At 42.9% G+C, this 13,900-nt stretch carries 11 protein-coding genes and 2 pseudogenes; 5 read left to right on the top strand and 8 right to left on the bottom strand.

What is annotated here, in order from left to right:
• The first annotated feature begins 5 nt into the window (after positions 1-5).
• The 3 genes from GQA99_RS18995 to GQA99_RS18985 all read left to right on the top strand — a co-directional run bounded on the left by GQA99_RS18995 (position 6) and on the right by GQA99_RS18985 (position 4,037).
• Positions 6-767 carry a SapC family protein gene (locus GQA99_RS18995; RefSeq protein WP_160056611.1) on the top strand — a complete coding sequence of 254 codons (762 nt, stop codon included), beginning with the start codon at positions 6-8 and terminating at the stop codon, positions 765-767.
• 34 nt (positions 768-801) lie between these two features.
• Complete coding sequence (locus tag GQA99_RS18990) at positions 802-2,253, top strand: SLC5 family protein (protein WP_160056609.1); 1,452 nt, start codon at positions 802-804, stop codon at positions 2,251-2,253.
• Positions 2,254-2,435: 182 nt separating this feature from the next.
• On the top strand, positions 2,436-4,037 hold the full coding sequence (locus GQA99_RS18985) for a methyl-accepting chemotaxis protein (RefSeq protein ID WP_160056607.1): 1,602 nt from the start codon (positions 2,436-2,438) through the stop codon (positions 4,035-4,037).
• 18 nt (positions 4,038-4,055) lie between these two features.
• On the opposite strand, the gene GQA99_RS18980 is transcribed toward GQA99_RS18985, so the two are convergent.
• The 5 genes from GQA99_RS18980 to GQA99_RS18960 all read right to left on the bottom strand — a co-directional run bounded on the left by GQA99_RS18980 (position 4,056) and on the right by GQA99_RS18960 (position 8,527).
• Complete coding sequence (locus GQA99_RS18980) at positions 4,056-4,814, bottom strand: PepSY-associated TM helix domain-containing protein (RefSeq protein ID WP_160056605.1); 759 nt, start codon at positions 4,812-4,814, stop codon at positions 4,056-4,058.
• Between the two features lie 21 nt (positions 4,815-4,835).
• Complete coding sequence (locus GQA99_RS18975) at positions 4,836-5,312, bottom strand: FMN-binding protein (RefSeq protein ID WP_229785927.1); 477 nt, start codon at positions 5,310-5,312, stop codon at positions 4,836-4,838.
• A 166-nt stretch (positions 5,313-5,478) separates the two neighbouring features.
• Positions 5,479-6,654 carry a porin gene (locus tag GQA99_RS18970; protein WP_160056603.1) on the bottom strand — a complete coding sequence of 392 codons (1,176 nt, stop codon included), beginning with the start codon at positions 6,652-6,654 and terminating at the stop codon, positions 5,479-5,481.
• Between the two features lie 308 nt (positions 6,655-6,962).
• Positions 6,963-8,009 (bottom strand): alcohol dehydrogenase family protein, encoded by a 1,047-nt coding sequence (locus GQA99_RS18965; RefSeq protein ID WP_206194590.1) that lies wholly within the window; start codon positions 8,007-8,009, stop codon positions 6,963-6,965.
• A complete protein-coding gene (locus GQA99_RS18960) occupies positions 8,009-8,527 on the bottom strand; it encodes a TetR/AcrR family transcriptional regulator (RefSeq protein ID WP_160056601.1) in 519 nt (172 codons plus the stop codon). The genes GQA99_RS18965 and GQA99_RS18960 overlap by 1 nt, the downstream gene beginning before the upstream one ends.
• Before the next feature lie 317 nt (positions 8,528-8,844).
• Between GQA99_RS18960 and GQA99_RS18955 the strand changes: the two genes are divergently transcribed.
• Positions 8,845-10,038 carry a class I SAM-dependent rRNA methyltransferase gene (locus tag GQA99_RS18955; protein ID WP_160056599.1) on the top strand — a complete coding sequence of 398 codons (1,194 nt, stop codon included), beginning with the start codon at positions 8,845-8,847 and terminating at the stop codon, positions 10,036-10,038.
• Positions 10,039-10,272: 234 nt separating this feature from the next.
• Here GQA99_RS18955 and glmS read toward each other — a convergent pair whose 3' ends face one another.
• The 3 genes and pseudogenes from glmS to GQA99_RS18940 all read right to left on the bottom strand — a co-directional run.
• Positions 10,273-12,102: a glutamine--fructose-6-phosphate transaminase (isomerizing) gene (glmS, locus tag GQA99_RS18950; protein ID WP_160056597.1), complete on the bottom strand. Its 1,830-nt coding sequence runs from the start codon at positions 12,100-12,102 to the stop codon at positions 10,273-10,275.
• 1 nt (position 12,103) lies between these two features.
• Positions 12,104-12,910, bottom strand: coding sequence for a DeoR/GlpR family DNA-binding transcription regulator (locus GQA99_RS18945; protein WP_160056595.1), 807 nt, complete (start codon positions 12,908-12,910; stop codon positions 12,104-12,106).
• A 166-nt stretch (positions 12,911-13,076) separates the two neighbouring features.
• Positions 13,077-13,772, bottom strand: a pseudogene (locus GQA99_RS18940) (TonB-dependent receptor); the annotation flags it as partial.
• Between the two features lie 7 nt (positions 13,773-13,779).
• On the opposite strand from GQA99_RS18940, the pseudogene GQA99_RS18935 reads away from it, so the two are divergent.
• Positions 13,780-13,900 (top strand): annotated as a pseudogene (locus tag GQA99_RS18935) (1,4-dihydroxy-2-naphthoyl-CoA synthase); the annotation flags it as partial.

The raw sequence follows: 13,900 nt of genomic DNA, 5'->3' as shown, positions 1-13,900 counted from the left end.
ATAATATGAAAACACTGACAGAATTAACCCCGCAACAACATCAAGACTTACGCATAACAGACGACTGTGCCATTCAGTTTGCCCAGCAGCAAAACATTATGAACCTGCGAGTCACTGAGGTGAGTCAAGCAGCTTGTTGTATGCCGATTTTTTATGTGCGTAATAGTCAAAACGGCCAATGGGTATTAACCGGCTTTACCAGTTTTGAGCAAGGGAGCAACTTGTTTATTGAACAAGGTCAATGGACGGCATTACACACGCCAGCAAACATGCAAACCTTTCCTTTTTTCTTAATGAAGTCGCCAGAAAACTCACAGCAATACACCATTGGTGTTGATCAAACGCACTCCGCGTTTTCAACCACCAGCGGCAAGAGTATTTTTGAAGCCAACGGTAAAGCATCACTGCATTTGTCGAGAGTTAAAACGTTACTCGAAGCCGATATCAAAAACGATATTCGCACCCAGGAATTTAACCAATACATCAGCCAGCTCGGTTTATTGCGTCCGATAACTATTTTGGTACAACACCAAGATGGCAGCACACCCAGTTTATCCGGCTTGTACACCATCGACGAAGACAAACTGCAATCACTCGACAAAGATGCCTTATTTGAACTGCACCACAAGGGGTATTTGGCGCCGTTACAAGCCATGTTGATGTCGTTATTTCAGCTTAACAGCCTGATAAAACGCCACAATAAGGTTGCAACATTATCGCCAATTAAAAATATAAAACTAGAAGTTAGTAAAAAAACGGCAGCATAACAATACCCAACACACGATTGGGAAAGGAAAAACAATGTCTGAAAACATGATCCAATTATCGGTATTTGCCTTTGTAACGGCAATTATTGGTTTATTAACTTACATAAAATGTCGCGGCGCAAACCGCCAACAGAGCACACAAAACAAAGAATACTTCTTAGCTGGGGGAGGCCTAAGTTGGGTATTTGTTGCGGGCTCAATTACGTTAACCAATTTGAGTACAGATCAGCTGGTGGGGATGAACGGTAACCAAATGGCATTACTGGCCTGGTGGGAGTTTTCTGCTGTTATCGGGTTAATTATTTTAGCTAAATTGTTTTTGCCTGTTTATTACAAATACAACTGTACAACGACAACCGAACTGCTAGAAAAACGATATAACAACAAACATATACGTGCCGTTATTGGCGCTGTTTTCTTTTTAGGTAATGCATTTATCTACATGCCTGCGGTGATTTATTCTGGGGCGCTATTTATGCAAACCATGTTTAATGTCGACATTCCGTTAATGTATATTGCTGTTGCTTTTGCCACGTTAGGTGCGGTTTATGCCTTCTTTGGGGGCTTACGTGCAGTTGCAGTATCAGACACTTATTCAGGCGTATTGCTGTTAGGTATGGCCATTTTTGTGGTGTTTTTAGCCTTGAATGCCATTAACTATGATTTCTCTGACATCCCTGCTGAACGGTTAACCTTTATTGGTGACAATGATTCGCCCTTGCCTTGGCATACTCTGCTTACCGGTATGATCTTTATTCAAATGTTTTACTGGGGCACCAACCAAACGATCACCCAACGTGCAATGGCAGCTCCTACCCTTAAAGAGGCACAAAAAGGAGTCTTTGCTGCGGCCGCTATTCGTATTTTAATTGTCCCTGCGATTGTGGTTATCCCAGGTATTGTATCGTACAAATTGTATGGCGATATCGGCGATGCTGCCTATGGGCGAATTGTTGGCGACTTAATGCCGACATGGTTAACCGGTGTATTTGCTGCCGCAATGGCCGCTGCGGTTTTGTCGACCTACAACAGCTTGCTAAACTCAGCAACTGCACTGTATGTATGTGATATTCATGAAGCCTATATTAAGAAAGACCCTAATGTAGTGCGCTTGAGTGGTTGGGTAACCTTGTTACTGAGTATCCTGACATTGACTCTGGTACCGATTTATCAACAAGCAGAAAGTATTATTAACTTACTACAACAGCTAAACGGTTTACTCAGTATGCCTATTTTATCGATATTCATTGTCGGCTTAATGTTTAAAAATATTGATGCTCGTGCAGGCATTGGCGCGGTTATCTTTGGCGTATTGCTGTATGCCTCATTAACGTTTGAGTTTTCACCATTCTATTCAAGCTGGCACTACATTCATTTAATGCCTGTAACGTTAGCGGCCTGCGTATCTTTCGCATTACTCGCTAACCGATTCGTGTTTGGTAAAAAAATCCAATTTGCCTCACGTGATGATATCGAAGTGGCTTAAACCTCGCAGATGTCTTCAATAAAAATGAGCACCTATTGTGGTGCTCATTTTTTTGGCTTAAAGAAGTCATCAATCATGCCGATAAATGATATTAAGCCTTAATGAGCTAATATACTCAAACTGAACAAAAAGTGACATTTATCCGGTCTTAATTTTTAGACAATATTACTAAGGTACTTACTATGCTTAATGCTTTTAACACTATCAAAGCGCGTATTCTATTAGGTTACGCTGCGACGGTGCTTATGACCTTAGTCGCCGCGGGATTACTCAGTAGCAGTAACCAAACGGTTAAACAAGAGGTTGCTGGGTTTGTAGATGGTACTTTACCCGCATTAAAAAGCATTACGAAAGTTCAAAGCCATGCTAAAGAGTTAGTATTAATCGGCTTTTCGCTTTACGGAACCACAATAAGTATCAGTGAGTTTAGTGAACAAAAAAACTTACTGTCACAAAACCTAAATCAACAATATCAGCTGCTCAATTCCGTAACATCAGCACAACTCATGCCGCAAATTGACGCCCTCTATGCAGCGTTATCATCATTAGAAAACATCATGAGCAAGCAATCTGTTGATTGGGACACTGCGCGCGAACAACTGAGTAAACTCAATAATAGTGCCAACGACTTAAAAGACCGCCTTGATACACTTGCACAAGATATCTCAGGCCAAGCCAATCAAAATGCGATGAACATCCAAAAAGAGTTGGGTAACAATACATTGCTGATATATGTGCTGGTGGGCCTTATGGTATTGGTGGCTGTAGGTGCATATTTAGCGGCGCAAAAACAAATTGCCAGTCCTATCCAACAGCTGTCAAACGACCTGACTCGTATTGCTCAAAACCGTAATCTAAAAGCTCAGCTCTCTGATGAATGCATTGTTGAAATCAGTAATGTGGCCACCAGCGTCAATGGATTAATCAAGGTGTTCCGCTTAGGCATGAATGATGTACATGATGCTATCGCCAGTATCAGCCAAACAGTGGCACAGCTGAGTAACACTACCGGAAAGTCATCCGCTTCAGTTGATGAGCTGCAATACACTATTGTCAGTTTAGTGGATGTGATGTCGCAGCTTGAACAACAAATGGAACAGAGTGTTGAGCATTCACAAAGTGCTGCTGACTCGGCTCAACAAGGTGCGCAAAGCATGGTTGAAGGGCAAAAAGAAGTGAAGCAAACGGCAGATAGCATTAGCGTACTCGCGCAAGATATTGAAACAACTGCGAGCATGTTACTGACACTACAAAACTCCGGCAAACAAGTGGCTACCGTGGTAAAAACCATTGCTGATATTGCCTCACAAACGAATTTATTATCATTGAATGCTGCCATTGAAGCCGCGAGAGCGGGCGAAACAGGCAGAGGTTTTGCTGTAGTGGCAGATGAAGTGCGCACTTTAGCGTTGCGCACACATAACTCAACGGTGGAAATCAATTCAATGTTGGCCAATATCGTCGAATCGATTCAATCTGCGGTTGACAACATGGCGTCAAATCAACAAAAAGCACAGCAATCTGTATCATTAGCAAACCAATTAGTGTTAACACTTGAACAAAGCCGCCAGCTCATTCTCTCTCTAGCTACTGTTAGCCAAGAATCAGCCATGCTAGCGCAAGCATCCCAACAACAAGCACACACAGTTAAGCTTAAGGTGCAGGACTTCACACTGTTAGGGGAGTCGGTATCGACTGGAAATCAGCAAATTAGTGAAGCGGGTAATAAGTTGAGTAATTTAGCCGATAAGCTAACCAACACTGTCGATCAGTTTGAACGTTAAATCGTAGAATAAAATCGTTTATCTTGGCGGTTTTTGTTTTAACCAAATCCAAAAACCGCTCAACGACACCATCAATAACGCAAGGGCAAACAAGTCCCATAGCCATATCGTTAAATGACCAAACAAGCGCCCACTGTGCAAATCAAGCATGACTCGTTGCCAGCTTAAGTTGGCGCTGCGGGCTCGATTAATAATGGCCTTGTCTATCTCATTATTGGCACTGACCCAGGGATTAAATCCATTCGGTAACGACGCTAATTGCCAGTCAATAAGTTGCTCATCGGCTTGGTAAATACCATTAGCCGTATTAAGCCATACTCGATTATCTACAACCGCTAACCCAAGCAAATCTGCAGGCAGCCCTGTGCTGCTACCTTGGGTTTCTTGTAACTGGCCTTGTTTATCAAATAAATATAACTGCTGCGCATCTATCGCTACGATCATATTACTGGCAAACGTGGCACTTATTAGGGTGTCAGCCGCCTCTAAAATCATCTGTTGATTTTGCCACAGTAAGTTGTCGGTAATGTATAAAGCAGAAGAAGTCTGGCCAAATTGAGCAACATGCTTAGGCGCAGCAATGCCGTAATAATCTAATAACCATGCTTGAGTCACACCGGTTTTATCTAAACCTAAGTCGTCACTGTGGTTAATGGCCACACCCGTTAAGGTTAACAGTAGAATAAACAACGCGCTCGCCAAGCCTAGGCGGCGATGCCAGGGGCGAAGTACGCGTAAAAATTGAATTCGTAGACTGTTTCTTGAGGGTTTTGTCACGCTAACCTGCTTAAAAATGGCTTATTGATTGATATGGGCATCTAGCAACAACGCGATGCGCGAGAGTTTTGTTAATGCTCTCACAGACAAGGTAGCCCCGGTAATGCCGTCAATGTGTTTGTCGAGCTGATGTTGCTCAGTTAATTTTGCCGCTTTAAATTGGTCGGTAAAAAAATCATGGCGTACTTCATCACCACGGCTTTCTCGGTATACCAATACTTTAGTTTGAGCAATTTGCTGATTCTTTACGTGAATACCCACAGTAATCGGCGACTCTTTACCAATCTCATCCATAATCCACACGGTTTCATTATTATGTAACCAATAACGCACGCGCATTTTAGTAAATCGATGGGCTAAAATTGCCTCTACAGCTTGTTTTAACTCATCATCGAGCCATAACACTTTGGCATCACCGCTATTGCCATTAAATGCCTGACTTATAAATGCATCATTTGACTGGTATTGGGTGGCAGCCTGCGCGCTATGCGTTGGCATATACCCTACAAACAACAGTATAAAAAACACTAAAGCTGAACGAAACATTGGCACATACCATCCATAAGCAATCATAAAAAATACGGGTGCCGACAATATACACTGTTGGCACCCATTTTTATCGATAATCGGTTTTACCGAAAATAACGTTAAGACTTGCCAGTGCTTAGAACTGATAACCAACGCCTAGGTTAAAGCCGTCGGAGTCAGCTGCACCGCTGATTTTTTCAAAGTCAGCTTTAAACACTACGTTTTCGTGTAACCAGTAGTTCACACCCACGTTAGTTTGCTTTTTCTTGGTGTCCGCGCTGTCACCGGCATTGTTGTCCCACTCGTTGTAACGAGCAAATACACCAAACTGGTCATTAATACGGTAAGCAGGCTCAATATAGAAACCATTTTGCTTATCACGACCTAACGCTTCAGCTTCTTGACCGTCGATGTCCCACTGAGCAAATAATGCTTTAACGGTAAAGTTTTCGATGCTGTAAATAGCATGTGCTGTTACTAAGGTTGCAGAGGCAGTATCAACACCCGCTTCACCTTGCGTTAAATCTGATTGATATTGTACAGTCGCAGCAAGCTCTAAACCTGGTACAGCAGTGTACTTAACACGGCCGGTATAGGCTAAATCTTCACCTTTGGCTTCAGAGACTTTTTGACGACCATTACGGATTTTGTAACCCGAGCTTTGGTCTAAATACAAACCAGAAGTCACTGCTGTATCAAATGCTAAACCAGGAGCCGCTTTAACATTAAGCGTTAAACCACCTTCCCACCATGTTGCTGGGATAATGTCTTTTTCTACCGGGTTACGCTCAACACCGTAAAACGTATTCGGTTCATGAGTTTCGTTAATAATACCCACTGGCATTAAAAATAGACCCGCTTTACCGGTAAGCATTTCATTGAAGTCATGCTCGATATAAGCCTGCTCTAACTCAACTTCGCCTTTTTTACCTTCACCAGCAAGCGAGTGTTCAACTTCTAGTTCAGAGAAAAAACGAGTTGTGCTGTTAAATTCATGGCCAACAAATAACACAAAACGGTGGAAATCGAATTCTTTTTTATCTTTGCCCGTCTTGTTGTCAGTAATGTTGTTGTAATGCAATTCGCCATAACCACCAATGGTAGTTGCTGACTTGCTAGACGCTGTTGCTTCAACAACATCGGCAGTGGTTTCTACACGCTGTTCAGTTTGTTCTAGACGCTTCTCAAGATCTTTTAACACTTTTTGTTGCTGTTCAATGATTTGGCGTAATTCTGTTGTTTCGTCAGACGCAGTAGCATAGTGGCTAGCAAACAGGCTTAATAAAGTAGCCGCAATTAACGTTTTTTTCATTTGGTTATCCTGATGGGTCAATGTGAACACTATAAACGTGTGTAAAGCTATGTAAATTTACGCGGATTATACATAACGCACACACTAATGCAAACCATTATCATTAAGGTTATTAACCAACTAAGCACTAGGTCACAACACTTACCAGACAATTGCAACAAACCGGAATAGACGAGTTAGTTGCAAAAAAACGGCTTACCCGTTGAAGGTAAGCCGTTTTTATATCTATTTTATCAGCGTAGTAAATCGAACGCCCTCGCCTGTTATTTACCGATATGCCTATTATGATGAGTATTTATTTTTGCCGTTCAGATTGTTAACACTAACTTGCCAACATACTGTTTTTGTAAAAAGACTTCTTGCGCAGCATTAATGTCTTGTAAGGGAAAAGTCTTGGCAATAATAGGGTTAACTTTGCCTTGTTCTATACAATTAACCAGATTTTGAAAGACTTGTGGCTCAAGTACAGTACAACCAAAAAAGCTTAAATCTTTTAAGTATAATGTTCTGATATCCAGCTCAACTAATGCACCACCAATTGCGCCAGAGACAGCATAACGGCCACCCGGTTTTAACACCGACAAAAACTGCGGCCATTGTTCTCCGGCCACAAGATCAATCACCACATTAACGCTGTTATCACCTAAAACATCAACCAAATCTGCGTCTCTGGCAATAACCTGATCGACAGCTAAATCGAGCAATTGTTGGTTTTTACTTGGGCTCGTTATCGCAATAACATAAGCGCCGCGAGCCTTAGCTAACTGCACCGCTGCAGAGCCCACACCGCCAGAAGCGCCAGAAATAAGCACACGATCGTTAGCGGTTACATTTGCTCGGGTTAACATGTTTTCTGCAGTTGAATAAGAACAAGGAAACGAAGCTAATTCTGCGTCAGTCAACTTGCTGTTAATAGCATAAGCATGCTTGGCATCAACGACAGTATATTCAGCAAACCCTCCGTCACATTCAGAACCAAAATACCAAGGCAAGTCCAGTAACATCCCTTTTACCTGTCTGATGCAAGGTTCAATTAGCACACGCTCGCCAATACGTTGTTGATTTACATTCTTACCGACAGCAACAATCACACCGCAGACATCCGCCCCCTGAATTCGTGGAAAGGTTAACGGATTACCAGACCAACTCGCGTCAGCACTATCGCCTTCTGCTTTGGAATACCACGCGATACGCGTATTAATGTCGGTATTATTCATCCCAGCAGCTAACACTTGGATCAACACCTCATCTGCGTGTGGGGTTGGAACCGCAATATCGGCACGGTATTGCAGCATTTCAGGACCACCATGTCCGAGTAGTTGCACGCCCTTCATAACACTTGGAATGGTATTCATTATGAGTTTATCTCCATAAGTTGTTTAACCGTTTGATGCGCCGACACAATTGCCTCCTCCCCCAATAAAGGCCATGCACTTGATATACCTTCATGGAGTAAAAATAACTGCGTGGCTAAGTCAGCTCGTAGACTTTGCTGAGCTAAAAACTGGCGCACATCTTGTTTATGCTGCTTTACTGCTAAGATTATTTCAGCATTATCGGGAAAAGCCGCGATGGCGTTCATCGACATACACCCATGTGGCGCATATTGCTGCATCCATTGTTTGAGTTGGGCAAAAATATGATTAATAGCATCAATTCCAGCAGCCGGTGAGTCTTGTTGTAAAAAATCCAAGTAACGTTGATGCCGGTATGTAAGCGCGCCAATAATCATCGCCTCTTTCGACGGATAATGTTTATATAAGGTACGTAAACTCACCTCACTGGCTGTTTTTAACTGCGCCACACTGGGTTCAGCAAAGCCATACAGGCTAAATGCTTGCTCCAATCGCGCTGCAATTTGTTGCTTTAACATCTTACCCTCTTGGTAGAGTGCTCATTCTACATGCAGGGTAGAATAGTCACTCTACCCTGTCAAGTGTCGACGCTTAAACACTCATTTAATGCAGCCCTCTGTATGCTTAATTACCACACCACGATTTATAATTGCCGCTACAGCAAACAATTCCCTTCGTGAGGAGCTTATTTGTCAGGTTTTTATACCCAAAACACGCTATGATCTGCACTCATCGCAATACGCTAATGTCATCAATATAAAATGCCTAATCACAATGGCAACGATGACTCGCATTGCGAAATTTTATTCACTTTTCATCGACATTAGGCAATACCATGGCTATCAGAATTAAACTTAAACCCGGCCGCGAACGTTCATTAGACCGTCGCCATCCTTGGGTGTTTTCCAACGGCATTCACAACGTCAATGGCGGCAAACCCCAAGCCGGAGACACGGTTGACGTAGTAGCACACGACGGACGTTGGTTAGGTCGTGGCGCCTGGTCACCCGAGTCGCAGATTCAAGTCAGGGTATGGACCTTCGATAAACAAGAAGAAATTGATAGCGACTTTTTTGCAAGGCGTATTAAACGCGCACAAGCGGGACGTGATGATCTGATTATTGAGCAAGGGCTTACGGGATATCGTTTAATTGCAGCCGAGTCAGATGGTTTACCCGGTATCACCATTGACCGCTACGCCAATGTGCTCGTATGCCAGCTACTCAGTACCGGCGCTGAAAAATGGCGCGACACCATTGTTGAGCAACTAGTGCTGCAATATCCAGATTGCGCCGTGTATGAACGTTCGGATGTTGATTCTCGTAAAAAAGAAGGCCTAGCGCCTGTAATGGGGTTACTCCACGGTGAATTGCCACCAATGCCGGTCATCATTGAAGAAAACGGCATTAAAATCGCAGTCGATGTGGTTAAAGGTCATAAAACCGGTTTTTACTTAGACCAACGAGACAACCGCGCTATGGCTGCTCGTTTCGTTAAAGGCAAATCGGTACTCAACTGTTTTTGCTACACTGGCACTTTTGGTTTGTACGCCGCAAAGGCGGGCGCGGCCAGCATTGAAAACGTCGATGTATCAGGTTTAGCACTGCAAACAGCGCGCGACAACATGGCGATTAATAATCTTAATGATGACCATGTTAACTACAACGAAGCTGATGTATTCAAGCTATTGCGCCAATATCGCGATGAAGGAAAAACCTTTGATGTCATCGTGCTCGACCCACCTAAATTTGCTGACAATAAATCACAGTTAGATGGCGCATGTCGTGGTTATAAAGACATTAACATGATTGCCATGCAGTTACTGAACCCAGGCGGCATCTTACTGACCTTCTCTTGTTCAGGCTTAATGCAGTCAGACTTATTCCAAAAAGTAGTGGCCGATGCGGCATTAGATGCCAAGCGTGAAGTGCAGTTCATTGAACGCATGCACCAAGCAAGCGACCACCCTATTAGCAGCGCATTTCCAGAAGGTTATTACCTCAAAGGGCTTGTCGCTCGCGTTTGGTAATCGTTAAATAGAGCTAATCAAAAAGGGAACAATATCTGTTCCCTTTTTTGTTTAATGTAACTCAAGCTACTTAACGACTGACTTTTAATGAGAAATAGCACAAGACCTCATTCCATGGGTTTATAAAAATAGATAATAGCTCACTAAGATCTATCAACACTAATCAATAAATCACCATTTACCAGACAATAAAAAAGGCTTCCACAAGAAGCCTTTTTTAATTAAATCAGAAACTTATTCAACCGTTACGCTTTTTGCGAGGTTACGTGGTTGGTCTACATCAGTACCTTTAATTAAGGCCACATGGTATGACAATAATTGCAGTGGAATGGTGTAAATCAGTGGTGCCATAAACTCATCACAATGTGGTACCTGGATAACTTTCATGGTGTCGTCTGATTCAAACTCCGCATCGACATCGGCAAATACATACATTAGCCCGCCACGAGCACGTACTTCTTCAACGTTCGATTTAAGCTTTTCGAGTAACTCATTGTTGGGTGCAACAACGATCACTGGCATATCGGCGTCAATAAGCGCTAACGGGCCGTGCTTTAACTCGCCTGAAGCGTAAGCTTCTGCGTGAATGTATGAAATTTCTTTAAGCTTTAATGCACCTTCCATTGCGATTGGGTATTGGTCACCACGGCCTAAGAATAATGCATGGTGCTTGTCGGCAAAGTCTTCTGCTAGTTCTGCAATGGCATCATCTAACCCAAGCGCTTGTTCAACTTTGGCTGGCATTGATAATAAGCTTTGAGTAATCGCCGCTTCCATTTCGCTAGACATGCCATTATGACGACCAATTGCCGTTGTAAGCATTAATAAACCAGCAAGCTGCACAGTAAAGGCTTTGGTTGAAGCTACGCCAATTTCTACACCGGCTTTCATCATATAAGCCATATCTGACTCACGCACTAATGATGAACCAGCCGAGTTACAAATGGTTAAAGTGGCTTTGTAGCCCATCTCTTTAGCAAGACGCATTGCCGCTAATGTGTCAGCAGTTTCACCAGACTGTGAAATAGTCACTAATAGACTATTTGGGAATAGGTGCGACTTGCGATAGCGAAACTCTGATGCAATTTCAACGTTACACGATACGCCAGCCCAATCTTCTAACCAGTAACGCGCAGCCATACCTGCATGATAACTGGTACCACAGGCAATAATTTGTACGTGTTTAATGTCTTTTAAAAATTCAGCGGCATTTTCACCAAAAGCAGAATCTAATACTTTACCACCAGCAATACGACCTTCTAATGTATGGGCAATAGCCGTTGGCTGCTCATAAATCTCTTTGAGCATGTAGTGACGATATTCGCCTTTATCACCGGCATCATGGGTTACTTCTGACTCTTTCATTTCACGCTGAACAGCGTTGCCGTCAATATCAAAAATGTTAACGTCACGACGGGTAATTTCCGCTACGTCACCTTCTTCTAAAAAGGCAAATGAACGGGTAACAGGTAGTAAAGCGAGTTGATCAGAAGCTACAAAGTTTTCGCCTAAACCATAACCAATCACTAACGGACTACCACTACGAGCAACAACCATACGTTCGCTATCACGACGGTCGATAACCACGGTACCGTAAGCGCCTTCAAGTTGTTTAACCGTAGCTTGTACTGCAGTTAATAAGTTACCCGTAACTTTAAGCTCATGATGCACAAGGTGGCAAATGACTTCAGTGTCGGTGTCTGATGAAAACACATAACCTAAGCCTTTAAGCATCTCGCGTAGTTTGTTGTGGTTTTCAATAATACCGTTGTGAACGACTGCAATATCGCCCTCAGATAAATGTGGGTGCGCATTACGCTCGCTTGGTTCGCCATGTGTTGCCCAGCGAGTGTGAGCAATACCTGTGCCGCCAGCCAGAGGCGCTGCGTCTAACGCTGATGACAACTCTTGTACTTTGCCTAAACGACGGGTGCGGCTTAATTCACCTTGATGAATAACAGCAACACCTGCTGAGTCATAACCGCGGTATTCAAGACGACGGAGGCCTTCTACTAAAATTTCTGCAACATCCCTTTGCGCAACAGCGCCTACGATTCCACACATGTTAGTTGTTTCCTTTACTGTTTAAATTTAATTTTGTTTCCTGGGCAAACGGCGCAAGTATCACTTTAACGCCATGTGCTGAAATAATTTCTACTGCTTGTGGGCTAATGTTGTCGTCGGTGACTAATACATTAACCACATCCCACGGCAGTTCTAGGTTGGGGATCCTTCGGCCAATTTTGGTCGACTCTAATAGCACCACTACTTCACGTGACATTTCGGCCATCACTTTGCTTAAGCCGGTGAGTTCGTTAAATGTAGTGGTGCCACGATCCAGATCGATACCATCGGCACCAATAAACAGTTGATCGAAGTTATATGAACGCAATACTTGTTCTGCCACCTGGCCCTGAAAAGACTCTGAATGTGGGTCCCAGGTGCCACCGGTCATCAATAATGTCGGCTCATTTTCAAGTTCATGAATTGCGTTTGCCAGTTGCAATGAATTCGTCATCACCACTAGGCCACGCTTATCATTAAGTTGCTGCACAATCCCTGACGTGGTGCTGCCACTGTCAATAATGATTCGGTTATGATCGCGAATAAGCTCAGCCGCTTTGGCGGCAATAGCTTGCTTATTTAAGGATAACGTTTCATTGGCTATTTGCGTCATTTCCTGGGGTACAGGTACAGCACCGCCATAGCGACGTAACAATAATCCGTGCGTTTCTAGCATGGCCAAATCTTTGCGGATCGTGACTTCTGAAGTAGCGAACAAACTTGCCAGCTCATCGACACTGACTTCACCTTGGTCGTTGACCAATTTAATGATCGAATGGCGACGTTGTTGGGTATTACGTTTGGTCATTTGATTAAAGATCTTTCACATAAGTTTCGAAACGAAAGATATTTTAGCAGTAAATGAAACTTTATCTAGATCTGAATCATTAAAATTGAAATAAAAGTACAAAAAAACCTCTGTTGTTAGCAGAGGTTTTAGGGGGTTACGGAATATAATCAGAAATATGCGCAGCTTAAAACTTAATTTCTGCCGCTAAACTGATATTACGCTCCTGGCCGACAGTGACCATGTTGTACTCACCACCTTCGATATAATCGGTATCAAATACATTTTTAATATTGGCACGAACGCTAACATCTTTGTTCATAATATTCATGGTGTATGCTGCGCCCAAGTCAAAGCGAATATAATCATCTTTACTGATAGTGTTGTCAGTATTGGCGAAACGATCACCAACATACACAGCACCAAAGTTCATTGCAAAGTTGTCGGTTATTTCGTAACGCGTCCAAATATTAGCAGACCATTCTGGCGCATCTATCGGTGTATTGCCTTCACGCTCATCACCGGTTTGATATTCCGCATCTAAATACATCATTGATGAAGTAACAAACCAATTCTGACTTATTTGACCTTGAGCACCTAATTCAAATCCACGATGTTTTTGCTCACCACCTTGTGTGGTGATATCGGTAAATGAGCCTGTTGGTACCGCTAATGTTTCCGAAATAGTAATATTTTCTAAGGTGATATCAAATACTGCTGCCGTCATCAATAAACGGGCGTCAAACAATTCCCACTTAGTTCCGATTTCATACTGAATACCGTATTCAGGTTTTAAATCGAGCTCATTATTCACATCAAATTGATTATTGACAGCACCTTGCGGGGTAAAGCTTTTTGAATAATTAACATAAATACTGCCATTTTCTATAGCATTAGACCATGCCAGACAATGGTCTGATGTAGGTTGCGTACTATTAACCGGAAACGGCCCTTCAGCAAAAGGTCAGCATTCATTCTGTGCCGGCGGCGATCAGCGTATTCGCGGCAAAG

This window comes from Shewanella litoralis (assembly GCF_009828585.1).
In the GTDB taxonomy this organism is placed as follows: Bacteria; Pseudomonadota; Gammaproteobacteria; order Enterobacterales; family Shewanellaceae; genus Shewanella; species Shewanella litoralis.
The sequence above is the reverse complement of the archived record's forward strand: the minus strand, read 5'-3'. Positions and strand labels throughout refer to the sequence as shown.

Excerpts from the sequence above, each read along its gene's own strand:
- GQA99_RS18995 (WP_160056611.1), top strand. The coding sequence starts at position 6 with ATGAAAACACTGACAGAATTAACCCCGCAACAACATCAAGACTTACGC.
- GQA99_RS18990 (WP_160056609.1), top strand. The coding sequence starts at position 802 with ATGTCTGAAAACATGATCCAATTATCGGTATTTGCCTTTGTAACGGCA.
- GQA99_RS18985 (WP_160056607.1), top strand. The coding sequence starts at position 2,436 with ATGCTTAATGCTTTTAACACTATCAAAGCGCGTATTCTATTAGGTTAC.
- GQA99_RS18975 (WP_229785927.1), bottom strand. The coding sequence starts at position 5,312 with ATGCCAACGCATAGCGCGCAGGCTGCCACCCAATACCAGTCAAATGAT.
- GQA99_RS18970 (WP_160056603.1), bottom strand. The coding sequence starts at position 6,654 with ATGAAAAAAACGTTAATTGCGGCTACTTTATTAAGCCTGTTTGCTAGC.
- GQA99_RS18965 (WP_206194590.1), bottom strand. The coding sequence starts at position 8,009 with ATGAATACCATTCCAAGTGTTATGAAGGGCGTGCAACTACTCGGACAT.
- GQA99_RS18960 (WP_160056601.1), bottom strand. The coding sequence starts at position 8,527 with ATGTTAAAGCAACAAATTGCAGCGCGATTGGAGCAAGCATTTAGCCTG.
- GQA99_RS18955 (WP_160056599.1), top strand. The coding sequence starts at position 8,845 with ATGGCTATCAGAATTAAACTTAAACCCGGCCGCGAACGTTCATTAGAC.
- glmS (WP_160056597.1), bottom strand. The coding sequence starts at position 12,102 with ATGTGTGGAATCGTAGGCGCTGTTGCGCAAAGGGATGTTGCAGAAATT.
- GQA99_RS18945 (WP_160056595.1), bottom strand. The coding sequence starts at position 12,910 with ATGACCAAACGTAATACCCAACAACGTCGCCATTCGATCATTAAATTG.